At 68.0% G+C, this 18,086-nt stretch carries 16 protein-coding genes; 10 read left to right on the forward strand and 6 right to left on the reverse strand.

The genetic code is table 11. The annotated features are described in order from the left end of the window. Positions 1 to 95: 95 nt before the first annotated feature. Positions 96 to 2,969: a DNA polymerase I gene (gene polA, locus IGS68_RS24890; protein ID WP_201081662.1), complete on the forward strand. Its 2,874-nt coding sequence runs from the start codon at positions 96 to 98 to the stop codon at positions 2,967 to 2,969. Between the two features lie 18 nt (positions 2,970 to 2,987). Here the strand turns inward: polA and IGS68_RS24895 are convergent, their stop codons facing one another. From IGS68_RS24895 to IGS68_RS24905, 3 genes are all read right to left on the reverse strand, one after another. Further along, complete coding sequence (locus IGS68_RS24895; protein ID WP_201075160.1) at positions 2,988 to 3,953, reverse strand: Rpn family recombination-promoting nuclease/putative transposase; 966 nt, start codon at positions 3,951 to 3,953, stop codon at positions 2,988 to 2,990. Between the two features lie 117 nt (positions 3,954 to 4,070). After that, entirely contained in the window at positions 4,071 to 4,712 is a 642-nt protein-coding gene (locus tag IGS68_RS24900; RefSeq protein ID WP_201075161.1) for a CoA transferase subunit B, read from the reverse strand. A 23-nt stretch (positions 4,713 to 4,735) separates the two neighbouring features. Next, on the reverse strand, positions 4,736 to 5,437 hold the full coding sequence (locus tag IGS68_RS24905) for a CoA transferase subunit A (protein WP_201075162.1): 702 nt from the start codon (positions 5,435 to 5,437) through the stop codon (positions 4,736 to 4,738). Positions 5,438 to 5,757: 320 nt separating this feature from the next. Here IGS68_RS24905 and IGS68_RS24910 point away from each other — a divergent pair, with 320 nt between their 5' ends. From IGS68_RS24910 to mgtE, 3 genes are read left to right on the forward strand one after another with little or no spacing between them, the layout of a single operon-like run. Further along, entirely contained in the window at positions 5,758 to 6,390 is a 633-nt protein-coding gene (locus IGS68_RS24910; RefSeq protein ID WP_201075163.1) for a MarC family protein, read from the forward strand. Continuing rightward, positions 6,387 to 7,073, forward strand: a complete 687-nt coding sequence (locus tag IGS68_RS24915) for an HAD family hydrolase (RefSeq protein WP_201075164.1) — start codon at positions 6,387 to 6,389, stop codon at positions 7,071 to 7,073. Before IGS68_RS24910 ends, IGS68_RS24915 begins: the two co-directional genes overlap by 4 nt. Beyond that, positions 7,070 to 8,485: a magnesium transporter gene (mgtE, locus tag IGS68_RS24920; protein WP_201075166.1), complete on the forward strand. Its 1,416-nt coding sequence runs from the start codon at positions 7,070 to 7,072 to the stop codon at positions 8,483 to 8,485. The genes IGS68_RS24915 and mgtE overlap by 4 nt, the downstream gene beginning before the upstream one ends. Before the next feature lie 14 nt (positions 8,486 to 8,499). Here mgtE and IGS68_RS24925 read toward each other — a convergent pair whose 3' ends face one another. Further along, the gene (locus IGS68_RS24925) at positions 8,500 to 9,177 is read right to left on the reverse strand and encodes an HAD-IB family hydrolase (RefSeq protein ID WP_247881068.1); all 678 of its coding nucleotides are present in this window, start codon (positions 9,175 to 9,177) and stop codon (positions 8,500 to 8,502) included. 206 nt (positions 9,178 to 9,383) lie between these two features. Here IGS68_RS24925 and IGS68_RS24930 point away from each other — a divergent pair, with 206 nt between their 5' ends. Continuing rightward, entirely contained in the window at positions 9,384 to 9,854 is a 471-nt protein-coding gene (locus IGS68_RS24930) for a response regulator (RefSeq protein ID WP_201075167.1), read from the forward strand. A gap of 13 nt (positions 9,855 to 9,867) precedes the next feature. Here IGS68_RS24930 and IGS68_RS24935 read toward each other — a convergent pair whose 3' ends face one another. Next, complete coding sequence (locus IGS68_RS24935) at positions 9,868 to 10,800, reverse strand: YihY/virulence factor BrkB family protein (protein ID WP_201075169.1); 933 nt, start codon at positions 10,798 to 10,800, stop codon at positions 9,868 to 9,870. 261 nt (positions 10,801 to 11,061) lie between these two features. Between IGS68_RS24935 and IGS68_RS24940 the strand changes: the two genes are divergently transcribed. The 4 genes from IGS68_RS24940 (at position 11,062) to IGS68_RS24950 (ending at position 13,951) form a co-directional block, all read left to right on the forward strand. Continuing rightward, on the forward strand, positions 11,062 to 11,901 hold the full coding sequence (locus IGS68_RS24940; protein WP_201075171.1) for a tellurite resistance TerB family protein: 840 nt from the start codon (positions 11,062 to 11,064) through the stop codon (positions 11,899 to 11,901). A 77-nt stretch (positions 11,902 to 11,978) separates the two neighbouring features. Beyond that, on the forward strand, positions 11,979 to 12,113 hold the full coding sequence (locus IGS68_RS36050) for a hypothetical protein (protein ID WP_256445734.1): 135 nt from the start codon (positions 11,979 to 11,981) through the stop codon (positions 12,111 to 12,113). 226 nt (positions 12,114 to 12,339) lie between these two features. Further along, the gene (locus tag IGS68_RS24945; RefSeq protein WP_201075172.1) at positions 12,340 to 12,885 is read left to right on the forward strand and encodes a DUF4142 domain-containing protein; all 546 of its coding nucleotides are present in this window, start codon (positions 12,340 to 12,342) and stop codon (positions 12,883 to 12,885) included. A gap of 106 nt (positions 12,886 to 12,991) precedes the next feature. Continuing rightward, entirely contained in the window at positions 12,992 to 13,951 is a 960-nt protein-coding gene (locus IGS68_RS24950) for a nucleoside hydrolase (protein WP_201075173.1), read from the forward strand. A gap of 9 nt (positions 13,952 to 13,960) precedes the next feature. Here the strand turns inward: IGS68_RS24950 and IGS68_RS24955 are convergent, their stop codons facing one another. Next, positions 13,961 to 14,809, reverse strand: a complete 849-nt coding sequence (locus IGS68_RS24955; protein WP_201075174.1) for an ABC transporter permease — start codon at positions 14,807 to 14,809, stop codon at positions 13,961 to 13,963. 217 nt (positions 14,810 to 15,026) lie between these two features. Here IGS68_RS24955 and IGS68_RS24960 point away from each other — a divergent pair, with 217 nt between their 5' ends. Next, on the forward strand, positions 15,027 to 18,071 hold the full coding sequence (locus IGS68_RS24960) for a virulence factor SrfB (protein ID WP_201075175.1): 3,045 nt from the start codon (positions 15,027 to 15,029) through the stop codon (positions 18,069 to 18,071). Positions 18,072 to 18,086: the final 15 nt, after the last annotated feature.

Raw genomic sequence — 18,086 nt, forward strand, 5'->3', positions numbered from 1 at the left:
GCGGTTTTCGCCCCCTGCGGCAACCCGCAAATCGCCCGCCCCGGATCAACCTGCCCGTATCGACCTGGGGCACCGGCCATGCTATTTCCATGGGCATGACCGACACCGCCCAGACCGATTCCGTCCCGACGGAAACCGCCGCCAAGACCGCCGATGGCCTCTACCTGGTGGATGGCTCCGGATTCATCTTCCGCGCCTACCACGCCATTCCGCCGCTGACCCGCGCCGACGGCACTCCGGTCAACGCGGTGATGGGCTTCACCAACATGCTGATGAAGCTGCTGGCGGACCATCATGCCGAGGCGGTGGCGGTGGTCTTCGACAGCAAGCGGCTGAACTTCCGGAACGAGTTCTACGCCGACTACAAGGCCCACCGGCCCGAGCCGCCGGAGGAGCTGAAGCCCCAGTTCGGCATCATCCGCGAGGCGGTCGAGGCCTTCTGCGTGCCGTCGATCGAGCTGGAGGGGTACGAGGCCGACGACCTGATCGCGACTTACGCGCGCCTCGCCCGCGAGCAGGGACGGCAGGTCACGATCGTCTCGTCCGACAAGGACCTGATGCAGCTGGTCGGCGACGGCGTCGCCATGCTGGACCCGATGAAGAACAAGCCGATCGGGCCGGAAGAGGTCTTCGAGAAGTTCGGCGTGACGCCGGACAAGGTGGTGGACGTGCAGGCGCTGGCCGGCGACCCGGTGGACAACGTGCCGGGCGTTCCCGGCATCGGCGTCAAGACCGCGGCCCAGCTGATCGGCGAGTACGGCGACCTGGAACAGCTTCTGGAGCGGGCCGGCGAGATCAAGCAGCCCAAGCGCCGCCAGGCCCTGATCGACAATGCGGAGCTGGCGCGGATCTCCAAGCGGCTGGTCCGGCTGGACGATCAGGCGCCGGTGCCGGTGCCGCTCGACGATCTCAAGGTGCGCGAGCCCGACCACGGGAAGCTGCTGGGCTTCCTGCGGCAGCAGGGCTTCCGGTCGATCATCACCCGGGTCGAGAACGAGATCCGCGCCGACGGCAAGCTGGTGGACGGCGCCTCCGCCCCGGCGGGCACGGCGGCCCCGGCGGATGGATCGGCCGCTTCGGCCTCCGCGCCGGAGGTGAAGCCCCGGGCGCAATTCGGCGGCAAGGGCATCTACGAGCTGGTCCAGACCGCCGAGGCGCTGGACCGCTGGATCGCGGCCGCCTATGCCGCCGGAACGGTCGCGGTCGATACCGAGACCGATTCGCTGAGCGCGTGCAGCACCCGGCTCGTCGGCGTCTCGATGGCGGCGGAACAGGGAGCGGCCTGCTATATCCCGGTCGGCCATGTCGGCCCGGGGGGCGCTCCGGCGGAAGGATCGCTCGACCTCAGCCCGTCCGACGCGCCGCCGCAACTGCCGGTCGCCGAGGTGGTGGCGAAGCTGAAGCCGCTTCTGGAAGACCCGGCCGTGCTGAAGGTCGGGCATAACCTGAAATTCGATATCCAGGTGTTCGGCAGCCACGGCATCCGGCTCTCCCCGATCGACGACACCATGCTGATCAGCTACGTGCTGGAGACGGGGCTGCACGGCCATGGCATGGACGAGCTGTCCAAGCTCCATTGCGACTATACACCGATCACCTACGACCAGGTGACCGGCACCGGCAAGTCGCGGGTCACCTTCGACCGGGTGCCGTTGGACAAGGCGACCGAGTACGCGGCGGAGGACGCCGATGTGACGCTCCGCCTGCATCACGCGCTGAAGCCCCGGCTGGTGCCGGAGCGGCTGACCACGCTCTACGAGACGATCGAGCGGCCGCTGGTCCCCGTCATCGCCGACATGGAGGCCTGCGGCATCCTGGTGGACCGGGACGTGCTGAAGGAGCTGTCGGGCGACCTGGCGTCCAGGCTGGCCGAGCTGGAGACCGAGATCCACCGGCTGGCCGGCCATCCGTTCAATGTCGGCTCGCCCAAGCAGCTGGGCGACGTGCTGTTCGGCGAGATGGGATTGCAGGGCGGCAAGAAGGGCAAGACCGGCGCCTATTCGACCGACAGCGCCACGCTGGAGCCGCTGGCCGAGCAGGGCCACGACATCGTGCAGAAGGTGCTGGACTGGCGCCAGTTCTCCAAGCTCAAGAGCACCTATACCGACAGCCTGCAGCAGCAGATCGACGCCAAGACCGGCCGGGTCCACACCTCGTTCTCGCTGGCGATCACCAACACCGGCCGGCTGTCGTCCAACGATCCCAACCTTCAGAACATCCCGATCCGCACCGAGGAGGGCCGCAAGATCCGCCGCGCCTTCATCGCCAAGCCGGGCCATGTGCTGCTGTCGGTCGACTATTCCCAGATCGAGCTGCGGCTGGTCGCCGAGATGGCCGGGATCGAGGCGCTGAAGCACGCCTTCCGCGAGAACATCGACATCCACGCCATGACCGCGTCCCAGGTGTTCGGCGTGCCGCTGGACCAGATGACCGGGGAGATCCGGCGCAAGGCCAAGGCGATCAATTTCGGCATCATCTACGGCATCAGCGGCTTCGGCCTGGGCCGCCAGCTCGGCATCCCGGCGGGGGAGGCCAACGCCTTCATCAAGAAGTACCTGGAGCGCTTCTCCGAACTGGCCGCCTACATGGAGCAGACGAAGGAGTTCTGCCGCAAGACCGGCTACGTCACGACCCTGTTCGGCCGCCGCTGCCACATCCAGGGGATCACCGAGCGCAACCCGGCGCGCCGCCAGTTCGCCGAGCGTCAGGCGATCAACGCGCCGATCCAGGGGACCGCGGCCGACATCATCAAGCGCGCCATGGTCCGCATTCCCCCGGCGCTGGAGAAGGCCGGCCTGACGGGCCGCATGCTGCTGCAGGTCCATGACGAGCTGGTGTTCGAGGTCCCGGAAGGCGAGGCGTCCGAGACCTCCGACACCGTACGCCGCGTCATGGAAGGCGCTGCGAGCCTGGGCGTGCCGCTGGTCGCCGAGGCCGGTACGGGACACAGCTGGGCCGACGCGCACTGAGCGCGGCGGTCGCCGGCATCAGTTCGACCTGCGCCCCGTGAACACCGCGTCCAGGCTGGGGGCGTCGAGGATGTTCTCGGCCCATTCGTCCAGATCGCCGTCAGGGGCGCCGAGCACCCGTTCCAGCGTCGATTCGGGCACGTCACCGAAGCGCCGCCGCAGCAAGCGCAACAACAGGTCGGCCTTGCCCTCGGCCTTGCCTTCCGCCTTCCACTGTTCCGCTGCGATCGACATGATCCTGGCCTCCTGACCTGGAACGATCTCCGTCAGCGCGTCCCGTAGGATCGCCGCGTTGATCTCGTTCGGCTCGGCGATAAGGTAGCGTACCAATGCCACCAAGTCATCAAAGCCGATGGCCAGCGCCGCCCGGCCGAGCTTTACCAGCAGCTCGTAAAGGTCGCCGCGGCGGCTGCCATGCTTCAGGATCAGCAAACCGACCCGAAGCACCTTTTCGCGCGACAGGCTGGCGTCGTCGATGCGGCCGAGATCGGCCAGCGAGTAGCGGAAATCCAGGAGGTACGGCCGCAGCATCTCGTCGCCCAGTTCCATCCCGGCGGCGAAATCCAGGGGTATCCGCCACTCAGCCTCGCCGTGATAGACCACGAGCGGCAGGATGGGCGGCAGCGGCTTCAGCCTGCCGTCGGCATCCCTGCCCTCCCGCTGGACCCACCACTGCCAGATCTTGACCTCGTAGCCGAGCAGCTGAAGGCCGATCCGCGGCTCCGGCCAGGCCTTGTGCTCCAGCAGGGCATAGATGAAGGCGGCCCCGCCCGTGAGGGTGCGGGTCCGGTAAAGCCGGTCGGTGCGGTATTCCTGAAGTTCCCGATCGACGAAGGAGCCGTGCTCCAGCACGGGATCCTCCGGGGAAAGCTGGCGGGCGACTTCCTCCGGAAGGCGCTCGCGGATCAGGGCGCCTGCCGCGCCGGGCTGATCGAGCAGGCGTTTGAAGAAATGATCGTGGCGCTGGATCAGGCGGGAGGTCATCGACGGGAACATCCGGTTGGGGAATCATGCGGAAGTATTCGCATGCCCGACCGGCGTTTCCCTATCGAAGCGTCCGCCGCGCGGCTGCGTCAAATCGGCCGCGCGACGGTCCTCCGGTCAGACCGCGACCTTGAACTCGGCCTCGGTCTTGGACTTGATGTCGTCCACGGTGACGCCGGGGGCGACCTCGATCAGGGTCAGGCCGCCACCGTTCTCATCGATCTGGAAGACTCCCATGTCGGTGATGATCATGTCGACCACGGCGGCCCCGGTCAGCGGCAGGGTGCACTTGTTCAGGATCTTCGGCTCGCCGTCCTTGGAGGCGTGCTCCATCACCACGACGACCTTCTTGACGCCGGCGACCAGGTCCATGGCGCCGCCCATGCCCTTGACCATCTTGCCCGGGATCATCCAGTTCGCCAGGTCGCCGTTGGCCGCCACCTGCATGGCGCCCAGGATCGACAGGTCGATGTGGCCGCCGCGGATCATGCCGAAGCTGTCGGCGCTGCTGAAATAGCTGGTCTTCGACAGTTCCGTGATCGTCTGCTTGCCGGCATTGATCAGGTCGGGGTCCTCCTCCCCCTCGTAGGGGAACGGGCCCATGCCCAGCATGCCGTTCTCGCTCTGCAGCGTCACCTCGATCCCTTCGGGGATGTAGTTCGCCACCAGGGTCGGGATGCCGATGCCCAAATTGACGTAGAAGCCGTCGCGCAGTTCCTTCGCGGCGCGCGCCGCCATCTCTTCGCGGGTCCAAGCCATGTTCTTATCTCCTCCCCTGTTGGTCAGGCGCGCTTGCGCACGGTGCGCTGCTCGATGCGCTTGCCGGCGTCGGCCACGTGGATGATGCGCTTGACGAAGATGCCGGGCGTGATGATGTGGTCGGGATCGATCTCGCCGGGCTGCACCAGGTGCTCGACCTCGGCCACGGTGACCTTGGCCGCCGTCGCCATCATCGGGTTGAAGTTGCGCGCGGTCTTGCGGTAGACGAGGTTGCCCTCTGTGTCGCCCTTCCAGGCATGGACCACCGCCAGGTCGGCGAACAGGCCGCGCTCCATCACGTAGGTCTCGCCGTCGAACTCGCGGACCTCCTTGCCGTCCGCGACCGAGGTGCCGACGCCGGTCTTGGTGAAGAAGGCCGGGATGCCGGCGCCGCCGGCGCGGATGCGCTCGGCCAGGGTGCCCTGCGGGTTGAACTCGATCTCCAGTTCGCCGGCCAGGTACTGCTTGGCGAAGGTCTTGTTCTCGCCGACATAGGACGAGATCATCTTGGCGATCTGGCGGGTCTCCAGCAGGACGCCCAGGCCGACATTGTCGATACCCGCGTTGTTGGAGATCACGGTCAGGCCCTTGACCCCGGAATCGCGGATCGCCTCGATCAGCACCTCCGGGATGCCGCACAGGCCGAAGCCGCCGGCCATGATCGTCATGTCGTCGAAGAGCAGCCCTTCCAGGGCACTCTTGGCGTCGGCGTAGACCTTCTTCATCCCTTTATCCTTGTCTCTTTATCGTTGTTACGCCCATTGATCCGGTCCGGGACCTGATCGGCGCACTTGCCCGCCGTCAGCCGGGCCGGTACCGTCAGGGCTATCGCCGCCGGAGCCATTGTCTCCAGGGATAGTGCGGTGCGGCATCCCCTGTCAATCCGGCGCATGCCCGCCGAGGGATCTTCCCCCGGGCTTTCGACGGTTTCCGCGGCACCCATTCCACGGCTCCGCGCGTTGTAGCGCCATCGGTTCCCGCGGCCTCTTCCAACGGCGAGATCGTCCATCATGCCCAATCCTCGAACCGGGACACCGCATCCGCCATGCTCGACCTGGCACTGACCTCGGCCGTGGCGCTGCTGGTGACGATCGACCCGATCGGCACCGGCCCCGTGTTCGCGGCCCTGACCCGGGGGTCCGACGACGCCCACCGCCGCCGCATGGCGGTCAAGGGCGTCCTGATCGCGGCCGGCATCCTGTTCGTCTTCGCCTTCGCCGGGAACTTCCTGCTCCGCGCCCTGGGCATCGGCTTTCCCGCCTTCAGGATCGCCGGCGGCATCCTGCTGCTGCTGCTCGCCATCGACATGGCCTTCGCCCGGCCGAGCGGCCTGCGCAGCACGACCGAGCCGGAACAGGAGGAGGCGACGCACAAGGAGGACATCTCGGTGTTTCCGCTGGCGATCCCCTTGATCGCGGGCCCCGGGGCACTGACCTCCCTGCTGCTGCTGATGGGCAGGACCGACGGCGATCCCCTGGGCCAGGCGGTGGTGCTGGGAGTCCTGGCGCTGGTGCTGCTGGCAAACCTGGCCGTCCTGCTGGCGGCCGGGAAGGTGACCAAGCTGATGGGCGTGACGGGAGTCAACGTGGTCAACCGGATCCTGGGCATCCTGCTGGCGGCGCTCGCCTGCCAGTTCGTGATCGACGGCATCCTGGAGAGCGGAATAGTGAACACATGAGCGCAAACTGGACGATCGGCTTCGACGGCGACGATACGCTGTGGCACAACGAGTCGATATTCTCCATGACCCAGGAGAGGTTCCGCGCCATCCTGGGCGGGATCGATGCCGACGAGATCGACCGACGATTGCTGGAGACCGAACGCCGCAATCTCGGACTGTTCGGCTACGGGATCAAGGGCTTCGTCCTGTCGATGATCGAGACCGCGATCGAGGTGACGGACGGCCGCGTGGAAGCCCGCGACATCCAGACCCTGATCGAGGCCGGCAAGTCGATGCTCGCCCATCCGGTCGATCTGCTGGACGGCGTGGCCGAGACCGTCGAGTATCTCAGCCACAGCCACCGGCTGGTCCTGGTCACCAAGGGCGACCTGTTCGACCAGGAAAGCAAGATCGCCCGCTCCGGCCTGGCGGAGCTGTTCGACCGGATCGAGATCGTGTCGGAGAAGGACCCGGAGACCTATCGCCGGATCCTGGCGCGCCACGGCATCGCGCCCGATCGGTTCCTGATGGTCGGCAACTCCGTCCGGTCCGACGTCCTGCCGGTGCTGGAGATCGGCGGCCGGGCGGTCCACGTCCCCTATCACATCACCTGGGCGCACGAACATGTCGAGCCTCCGGCCGAAGGCTACCGGCGGATCGACGGCATGGCCGAGCTGACCGGCGTGGTAGCGGGGCTATGACGATGCGGCAGGACGAGAACCGAGCCGATCCCGTCGGCGCCGATAACGAGGACGGTCATCCCGACACCCGGCTGACCGGACTGACCGCCGGGTTCGTCGGGGAAGTCCGCACCTGCCTGGGCGCGGACCGCATCGATCGGGTGCGGGCTCTGGCCGAGCCGCTGGGTCCCGCCGATCTGGCCGACCTGCTGGAGTCTCTCGACCCGCGCGAGCGCGCCCGGGTGGTCGGTGCGATCCGCGACAGCTTCGACCCGACCGTGCTGACCGAACTGGACGACAGCGTGCGGCTGGAGGTGGTGGAGCAGTTCGACACCGCCGACCTGGCGGCCGCCATCGCCCACCTGGAGAGCGACGACGCGCTCTACCTGATCGAGACCTTGGACGAGGACCGCCGGATCGCCGTGATGCAGGCGATGCCCGCCGCCTTCCGCGCCATCCTGGAGCAGGGGCTGGCCTATCCCGAATCCAGCGCCGGCCGCCTGATGCAGCGCGACGTCGTCGCCGTGCCGGGTTTCTGGACGGTCGGCGAGGTGATCGACTTCCTGCGCCTCAGCCAGGGACTTCCCGACGATTTCTACGACCTGTTCGTGGTCGATCCGGCCCACCGCCCGGTCGGAACGGTGCCGACCAGCCGCGTGCTTCGCAATCCCCGCGGGACGAAGGTCGCCGACATCATGGAGGACCGGGGCCTGAGCGTCCCGACCACCATGGACCAGGAGCAGGTGGCCGACATCTTCCGCCGCAACGACCTGGTCAGCGTGCCGGTGGTCGACGCCGCCGGGCGCGTGGTCGGCGCGATCACCGTGGACGACATCGTCGACGTGATCGACCAGGAGGCCGAGGAGGACCTGCTCGGCCTGGCGCGCACCGGCGAGCGGGACATCTACGCCTCGCCCCTGCGCACCGCCCGTCGGCGTCAGAGCTGGCTGCTGATCACCCTGGTCAACACGATCCTGGCCTCCATCGTGATCTCCCGCTTCGAAGGCGCGATCGAGAAGATCGTGGCGCTGGCCGTGCTGATGCCGATCGTCGCCGCCATGGGCGGCAACGCCGGCATGCAGGTCATCACGGTGATGGTCCGGGCGCTGGCCGCGCGGGACCTCGCCGCCGGCGGCACCTGGCGGGTGGTCGGCAAGGAGGTCGTCGTCGGGGTGCTCAACGGCGTCGTCTTCGCGACCATCATGGGGACCATCGCGACCCTGTGGTTCGGCGATCCGAGCCTCGGGCTGGTGCTGGCCAGCGCCATGATGTTCAACATGGTGTGGGCCGGCCTCGCCGGAACCCTGATCCCGCTGACGCTCGAGCGATTCCGGATCGACCCCGCCGTGGCCGCCGGCCCGTTCCTGACGACGACCACCGACGTCCTGGGCTTCTTCGTGTTCCTGGGGCTCGCCAGCACCTTCCTGCTGTGACGCCGGAAGACGTATCAGACGATGACCTTGTTGTTCAGCAGCGCCAGCATCGGGACGTCGCTGGGCCGGTTGCCGTAACCCCAGGTCTCGCCGAACGGACCGTGGTGGTGGAGATAGGCGGAAACGCGCTGGGCCTTCATGGCGCGCACGCAGTTGCCGCCCTTCATGTGCCCGGTCAGGACGCCGCCCTCCTCCTCCAGCCCGGTCGCCAGCAGGTCGTCGACGCCCAGCCCGCGCAGCAGGACCGGCATGTAGAGGGCGAGCGCTCCCGTCGCGACCACGATGCGGCGGCCGGCATCCTGGTGGGCCTTCAGGGCGTCCAGGATGGGCCGGTTCCAGCGCGTCCAGCCGGCCAGCCGTTCGGCGGCGGCCTCGGCTTCGGCGACCGGCACTCCGGCCAGCGTCTGGCGCAGCAGGATGGCCTTGGTGGAGGTCCGGATATCGTCCCCGAGCTGGCGCCTCATGGCGTGGAGCTGGATCGCCCCGTGTACCGCCCGGGCCAGCGACAGCCGCGCCCGGCGGGACCCCACGATCTGCGACAGGAACGGCAGCAGGCTGTCTCCGCGGACCAGCGTTCCGTCGAAATCGAAGAAGGCGATCCCCTGGCGATCTCCCCGAACCCCGCTTCCGGAGCCGGATGGCTCGACGGGCGGGGAAGGATGCGGCGGCGGAAGGATTTTGCCGGTACTCACGGTGCGATGGCTCGGTAAGGGCGATCGGGCGATCAAATACTCCAGTCTTTCCGGCGGCTCAACCCCGCAGATCGGGCCACAGTCGGAAGTTGACGATAATTAGTTTGGCCCGCGACTTTTGACGGGTTCGGTTGTTGAGGTAGTGACCGGCGCAACAGAATAACAATCAGCTCAACCGGGAGCCGGGGAATTGGGGAGCCTTGAAAATGCGGATTCTCATCGTCGAGGACGAAGCGATCATCGCCCTTTGCATCGGAATGACGCTGCAGGAGGCCGGACACGAGGTCTTGGGACCGGTGGCGACGCTGGACGAGTGCATCAAGCTCGCGGAGCGGACCATGCCGGAACTGGCGCTGGTGGACATCAATCTGGAAGCTGCGGGGAGCGGCGTCGACGTGGCCCGGGAACTCCTCGAACGTTGGGGCGTGATGTCGATCTTCGTAAGCGCCCAGGAGGTCGTCGCCCGGCGCAACCGGGACGCGGCGGTCGGATACCTGAACAAGCCGTTCGACACGCGGACTCTTCTGGAAAGCGTCAAGGTCGCCGAACTCATCCAGCAGGGCTCCACCCCGACCACGGTACCCAGAGGGCTCGAGCTGTTCGTCGAGACCGAGGGCGAGCAGCCGAAGGAGCGCTGGCAGGCGGCCCTGGAGCGGGCGCAGGTTCCGCACGGCTGACGGAAGCCCGGGTTCAAGGCGCCTTCGAATCCGGGACCGCGGCGGTGTCGAGCGTCGTCCAGCGCTCGGTCTCGGCGTTGAGGGCGGCGCCGAACAGCACCGCGTAGGCCAGCATGTAGAGCCAGATCATCACCGTCAGTACCGCGCCGGCCAGCCCGAACGCCATTTCGTAATGGGCGACCTCGCGGACATAGAACGAGAACACCAGGGAGATCAGCATCCACAGGGCGGAGGCCACGACGGCGCCCCAGCCGACCCATCGCCATTTCGGGGAGGACCGGCAGGGCGCCACCCGATAGCAGACCGACAGCGCGACGACGATGATCGCGCCGACCAGCGGCCACCGGCCGACCGACGCCGCCATCGTCCAGAACGGGCCCAGGGACGGATCCCGGGACGACTGCTCTGCCAGCGCGCCGACCAGGGTGGGTCCGGCGGTCAGGATGCCGATCGACGCCACCACCAGCACCGAGGCGCCGAGCCCCAGCAGCAGGGCCAGTCCGTTGAGGACGAAGAAGCCCCGCGTCTCCACTTCCCCGTAGGCATTGTTGAGCGCGGCCATCAGCGCCCGCATGCCGAACAGGGCGCTCCACAGCAGCATCAGGACGGTGCCCGCCAGCCCCCAGCCGAACTGGTCGCCCGATCCGCGGGCGGTCGCCACCAGACTGCCGAAGATCGCCTTCATCGCCTCGTCCGGCAGGACGGCTTCCAGTTCCTGGATCCAGGACTGCACGGTGCCGCCACCGCCGAGCATGCCATAGCTCAGGACCAGCAGGGCAAGCGTCGGGATCAGGGTGTAGAAACCGAAGAAGGCCACGCCCGCGGCGGCGACCCAAAGGGCCTGATCGTTCGAGGTGTTCCAGACCCGCTTCAGGATCGTCCACCAGCCGCCGCCGGGGATCGCGGCGGGATGCGGGGCTTCCCGCCCGGCCGGATTCCTAGACATCCCGTGACATCGCCGTGAAATCGATGGCGGGAACTTCTGCCGCGAAGAAATCCGGCGGCATCGATCCATATCGGTGACCGGCTTTCCTGATCGCGGGGCGGCATCCCGGCAGGATCCGGCATTCGAAACACCGGGCAAGCCATCCGGCTCGACTTCGGTACGGCGCGTGTCGACTTCGTTTCTTCATCATGCCCCGGAAATACAGGAATGCTTACCGGCCGTCGCTGTTGCTGATGTGAGATAACCATCCAGGAGGAAGTCATGGCTGATCTTACGGGTATTCTGGGCACGATGCTCGCCACCGGCATGGCCGGCCGAAGCCGTCGCGGTCCGGCCTTCTCCGCATCGCCGTTCGGCATGGGCGGAAGCGGAATGGGCGGCGGGCTCGGCGGCCTGGGCGGAGCGCTGGGAGGCGGCATGGGTGCCGGCGGCATGCGCTCGGCCGGGATGGGCGGCGGCATGGATCTCAAGCATGCGGCCGGCCTGGGCGCGCTGGGATACCTGGCCTACAAGGCCTTCCAGGAACGGCAGGCCAACACGGGCGGCCAGGGCGGCGGGGCATCGCCGGCAGGCGGCTCCTCAGGCGGGCTCGGCGACATGATCGGCGGCATCTTCGGCGGCGGGCAGCGCGGCGGCCAGGCAAGCCAGGCGGGCTCGGGCGGCGGCCTGGGCGACCGGCTGGCCGGAATGTTCGGCCAGCAGCGGCAGGACACACCTCAGCCGGCGGACGACCCCAGCGCCTATCCCGACGTCGCCATGGAGGACCAGCGCGCGCTCCTGCTGATCCGCGCGATGATCGCGGCCGCCAACGCGGACGGCGAGATCACCGCCGACGAGCGCCAGCGCATCCTCGCCAAGCTCGACGAGGCCGGCGCCGGCCCCGACGAGAAGACGGTCGTGGAACGCGAGCTGGCATCGCCGATGTCCACGGACGCCCTGGTCCGCGAAGTCCGTGATCCCGAGACGGCCGAGCAGGTCTATCTGGCCTCTGCCCTGGCGATCGAGCCGGACACCGCGGCCGAACGGTCCTACCTGCAATATCTCGCGGCCCGGCTCAACCTGGATCCCCAGCGGGCGGAACAGCTGCACAAGGTCGCCTGACCCTTCGGGCCTGCCTTTCGGGGGGACGCACCGGGAGCGTCCCTCCTCTTGACTTTCCCAATCCAAGCGAGGCCCCGATGCATCTCCACAAGCTGCTGTGCGGCTTCGGCGTCCTATGGTTGCTGGCCGCGTGCAGCGCAGCACCTGAAGCGGACCCCAACGATGGGCTCGAGATCGAGGCTCCGGTCGGCTCCGACGCTCCCGCGCGGTGATCCGGCGGCTCGCGGAACCCTGCCCGAAGGCTATAGCCTGATCGAGATCGCGCGATCAATCCCGGGACGGCAGGTTTGCAATCCTGCCAACCAACCGGTTCCCAACCAACCGGTTCATCGGCCAAGTCACCCGTCGGATCGCCGCGGCTCCATCGCGGCAGCGCTCCGACGCCGGGCATCGTCATCCCGATCCCATTCCATAAGCAATAAACTGGAGGACCGCGTCATGTCCCATATGCGTTTCGGCGCCCTGGCCCTGGCAGCCTTCGTCGTATCCGGCTGCTCCACCCCGTTCGGCCTGTCCAATCTCGGCGGCGAGACGTCGTCTCTCAGCGCCGCCGACCGCACCTTCATCTCGCAGGCCGCCTACGGCAGCCTTGCCGAGGTCCAGCTCGGCGAGCTGGCGCAGCAGCAGGCCTCCAGCCCGCAGGTCCGCGAGTTCGGCCGGACGATGGTGACCGAGCACACCCAGATGAACGAGGACCTGATCCGGGTCGCGTCCGCCAAGGGCGTCACGCCGCCCAGCTCGCCCGATCCCGGCCGCGCCGACGTGGCCGACATGCTGGAGCAGCTGTCGGGACAGGAATTCGACCGCCAGTACATCCAGCAGCAGCTCATCGACCACCAGCTCTCGGAGACCCTGTTCGAGAACCAGGCCGAGAACGGACAGGACGTCGAGCTGAGGCAGTTCGCCCGGCGCTACGAGCCGGTCATCGAGCGCCATGTGGAGATGCTGCGCCGGATGTCGTCCCAGCGGGTCTCGTCGAACTGACCTGCCCTCGGGACCGGGAGGCGACCCCCGCCTCCCGCTTCGCGGCTTGTGCGGGCGCCCCGGGTGCGGCTAACTGTCCCCAACCGTGACAGTGAAGAAGCCCTCCATGACGCCCTCCCCGAAAACGCCTCGGCCGATCATCATCGACACCGATCCGGGACAGGATGACGCGGTCGCCATCCTGCTCGCCTTGGCCGCGCCCGAGGAGCTCTCGATCCTGGGGATCACCGCGGTCGCCGGCAACGTGCCGCTGCCGCTGACGGAAAAGAACGTCCGGAAGATCTGCGAACTGGCGGGCAGGCCCGACATCCCCGTCTATGCCGGCTGCGCGCGTCCCATGGTGCGCCGGGGCGTCACGGCCGAGCATGTCCACGGCAGGACCGGCCTGGACGGCCCCGACCTGCCCGAGCCGACCATGGCCCTGCGGCCGGGACACGGCGTCGATTTCCTGGTCGAGACGCTGATGGCGGCGCACGACGCTTCGATCACGCTGTGCATGCTGGGTCCGCTGACCAACCTGGGCATGGCCCTGGTCAGGGAGCCGGCGATCGTCAACAAGATCCGCGACGTCGTGTTGATGGGCGGCGGCTGGCGGGAAACCGGCAACATCACCCCGGCGGCCGAGTTCAACATCCATGTCGATCCCCACGCCGCGCACAACGTCTTCGAATCGGGCGTGCCGATCACCATGATGCCCCTGGACGTGACGCACAAGGCCCTGACGACCCGCCAGCGGGTGGATCGCTTCAAGTCGCTGGGCACGCCGGTCGGGACGGCGGTGGCCGACCTGCTGGGCTTCTTCGAACGCTTCGACGAGGGCAAGTACGGGACCGACGGCGCCCCCCTGCACGATCCCTGCGTGATCGCCTGGCTGCTGCGCCCCGACCTGTTCAAGGGACGCCGCGTCGCGGTGGAGATCGAGACCGAGTCGGAGCGCACCATGGGCATGACCGTGGTCGACTGGTGGGGCGTGACCGCCCGGCCGGCCAACGCCCTGGTCATCGACCAGATCGATGCCGACGGGTTCTTCGACCTTCTGACCGAACGCCTTTCCCGTTTCCGGTGATCCGAAGCGTCAGGCCGCTGCCAGGGCCGCGTCGGCCTGGACGGCGCGCCGCGCGGCCGCCTCCTGGCGGGCGGCCTCGCGGCGGCGGGCCAGTTCGTAGGCGAAGGCCCCCAGGATGGTCAGCCCGATCATGATGACCGACAGCGCGTTGACCGCCGGCGTCAGGCCGGTGCGGACCTTGGACGCGATATAGACGGTCAGCGTGGTGTCCAGGCCGCGCACGAAGATGGTCGTGTTGTAGTTCTCGAAGCTCTGCAGGAAGGCGATGAAGGCGGCCGACAGGATCGCCGGCATCAGGTACGGCAGGGTGATTCGCCGGAATACCTGGAGATGGCTTGCGCCCAGGTCGAGCGCCGCCTCCTCCAGCGTCAGGTCGAACCGCTGGAGCCGGGCCATGAACAGCAGCATCGCATAGGCCGCGATGAAGCTGGACTGGGCGATCACGGTCAGGAAGATGCCGCCCTTGACGTCGAGCCAGCGGTCCCAGAACACCAGGGTCGAGATCCCGATGATCACGCCGGGCGTCAGCAGCGGCGAGACCATGACGGCGTAGAGCACCGTGCGCGCCCGGCTCCTCAGCCGGTACAGCAGCAGGGCCGCGGCCAGCCCGATCGGCACCGCCAGGGCGATCACTCCCAAAGCTATCACGAAACTTGTCCACAGGGCTGTCCACATGGCCCCGTCGTTCCACAGAACCTTGAACCAGTCCAGCGTGAAACCCAGCCACGGCGCCACGGTCGGGAACCGGCTGGTGTTGAAAGTCGCGGCGGTCATGATGATCAGCGGCAGGAACAGATAGCCGAAGAACGCCACCAGATAGAGCGTGACGAGGGCGGAGCGGATGCGGTCGGCGGTCATCAAACGGTCTCCTGCTGCGCTGTCCACATGTTTCCACGCCCCGGCTGCCGGCGGCGCCCGGACGTTAATACTTGGTTAACCAGAATATCCGCCGGACACTGCCCGGCTTTACCAGATGTCGCGGCCGCTGCCTATTATAATGCTTCCAGTACCTTGTTAAACCTTGCATAATCCGGCCCCGCGATGGCCTACCGGTCGACCCCAGGCGGAGTACAGAATGCCGTTGCCAGAACTCCCGCACTACCCGGATGTCGTCAGCCTCATCCCGAACAGCGGCGTTCAATTCCTGGATTTCGGTTTCAGCCTGATCGACGGCGACGGCAGGAAGAACCCGAAGGCGCCGACCGACTGGGGCTTCTACGATCCCCATCCCGACACCCGGACCGGCGCGCAGGAACTGCCGATCCTGCTGCGCCGCGGAGCCGACGACATCACGCCGGGGCGCGAGGACTACGCGATCGACGTCAAGCGGCTTCTCCAGTTCGCCGGGCGCACCTGGCTGCCGATCCCGCTCTTCCGGGAGGAGCCCGGCCGCTCCTTCCACCACGGCCCGGTCAACTGGTCCAGGGCCTACCTGGTGCAGCTGCCGGAGCGGGACAGGGCGGGCAACGAATACCGCCTGGTGGTGGCATTGGATACCGGCCTGATGGAGGAATATGACGACGGCGGCTATCTCGCCCCGTCGCCCGACGACGCCCGGAACGGCCGCCGCTTCTCGCTCCCGGGCAGGACCGACTTCTATAATTTCCTGCTGTGCCAGCCCTGGCTCAAGGGGTGGCTGAACGAGCTGTTCAAGACCATGGTCGAGCAGGAGGAGAGCCGCCGCGCCAACCGGCGGGAGGTCACCCTGTCGCAGGAGGAGCTGGTGGACCGGATGAGCGGGCCGAACGAGCCGCTCGCCCGCTACATGGCCTTCGTCGACCTGCTGTACCAGCTGGACTTCCTGCCCAAGCTGCTGTTCAGCGACACGGTGACCGCGGCCAAGCAGGTCTTCGTCGACGTGGACATGGTGCTCGACCTGGGCAATTCCCGCACCTGCGGCCTGCTGGTCGAGGCTGAGCCGGACAGCCGCGGCGCCGACATCAACCGCGCCTTCCGGCTGGAGCTGCGCGACCTGTCCCAGCCGGAGCAGGTCTATGCCGACCCGTTCGACAGCCGGTTCGAGTTCGCGATCGCCCGGTTCGGCCTGAACCACCATTCCCACCGCAGCGGCCGGGCCGACGCCTTCTCCTGGTCCACCATCGTCCGCGTCGGGCCGGAGGCGGTCCGCATGGCCGGCTCGCGCCGGGGCAGCGAGGGGCGCACCGGCATGTCGAGCCCCAAGCGATACCTGTGGGACGAGGAGCCCAGCCAGCAGTCCTGGCGCTTCAACGGCCAGACGCTGGACGACGAGATGGAGGGCTTCGCGGCCCAGGGCGTGTTCGCCGGCCTGGTCAACGACTCGGGCAAGCCGCTGCATCAGGTCGCTCCGGGGGAGGACGACCTGCCGACCCTGCTTGCCCGCTATTCCCGGTCCAACCTGGTCAGCTTCGCCCTGGCCGAGATCCTGCTCCAGGCGCTGGTCATGATCAACGCGCCGGCCCAGCGGCTGCGCCGGCGCAACGCCGACCTGCCGCGCCGCCTGCGCCGGCTGATCCTGACCATGCCGACCGCCCTGTCGCTGGCGGAGCGCGAACTGCTCCGCGCCAGGGCGGAAGCCGCGCGCGACCTGCTCTACCTGTGCCTGGGCCGGGCCGAGCGGCAGTTCGGCGACGAGCCGGGCAAGCTGCACTGGATCGAAGGCCCGCCGCCCGAGATCATCCTGAAGTGGGACGAGGCGAGCGCCACCCAGGTGGTCTATCTCTACAGCCAGATCGCCCTGGCCTTCTCCGGCGATGCCCGCGCCTTCATCCGGGCGGTCCGGGGCGGCGGGTCCGGCCAGGGGGACGACGGGAGCAGCCTGCGGGTCGCCACGCTGGATATCGGCGGCGGCACCACCGACCTGGTGATCACCGCGCTGCGGGCGGACGGCCAGGGCAGCAACGTCACGATCTTTCCCCGGCAGCTGTTCCGCGAGAGCTTTTCGCTGGCCGGCGACGACATCGTCCAGCTCCTGGCGCGCGAGGTCGTGGTGACCGCGCTCTCCCGCACCGTCGAGCAGTCGATCGGGCGCGAACGGGCGGAGGCGCTGACCCAGGAGCTGTTCGGCGGCAACCGCGGCGACATGTCGGCGGAGGAGCAGCTTCGCCGCCAGCAGTTCGCCATGCAGATCGCCGCCCCGGTCGCGGTGGCCCTGCTGGGCGAGTACGAGGGATACGACCCGATCGATCCGCCGCCGGTGGAGATCAGGAAGATCGGCGCCTTCTTCCGGCCCGACGCCCCGCCGCCGCCCGGACTGGTCCAATCCCTGGAACGCACCGTCGCCGAGGCGGGGGCCGCCGACTTCCGCCTGATGGAGGTGCCGATCCCGGTCGACCTGGTCGACGTGGACCGGATCGTCCGAAGCCTGACCGGCGACATGGTCCGCGCCCTGGCGGAGGTGGTCTGGCATTACCGGGCGGACGTGATGTTGCTGTCGGGCCGGCCGTCGCGGTTTCCCGCGATCAAGGACTCGATCCTGGAAACCGGCGCGCTCCCGGCCCACCGCGTGATCGCCATGCACGAGTTCCGGGTCGGCCAGTGGTACCCGTTCCGCAACCGGGAGGCCCGGATCTCCGACCCCAAGACGACCGCCGCCGTCGGCGGCATGATCTGCCTGCTGGCCGAGGGCCATCTGCACAACTTCAATTTCCGGAGCGACGACCTCTACGCCCGGTCGGTCGCCCGGTTCGTCGGCAAGGTCGAGGCCGGCAATTCCAACAACCGGCTCCAGGCCCAGGACGTCTATCTCTCGGACCTGGATTTCGAGACGATCGAGGACCTGCCGGAAGCGAAGTTCGAGTTCCGCGGGCCGCTGCTGCTGGGCGTACGCCAGTTCCCCAACCAGTGGTGGCCGGCAAGCCTGCTCTACATGATCGATTTCGCCGACGAGGAGGCGCGGACCCGGGCGATGCGCCGGACGCCGCTGCGCGTGCAGCTCAAGCTGGAGAGCACGCGGCGCCCGCGCGGGCGGCCGAACGAGCCGCAGGAGAAGGTGGTCAACGACCGCCTCGCCATCGGCGAGGTCGAGGATTCCGAGGGCAGCGTGCTGAGCGGCCGGCAGCAGCCGCTCCGCATGCGGCTCCAGACGCTGCGCAACCGCGACGGATACTGGCTTGATACCGGCATCCTGATCGACGTCTGAGATCGGGGAGCGAAG

Source organism: Skermanella sp. TT6 (assembly GCF_016653635.2).
Lineage (GTDB): Bacteria > Pseudomonadota > Alphaproteobacteria > Azospirillales > Azospirillaceae > Skermanella > Skermanella cutis.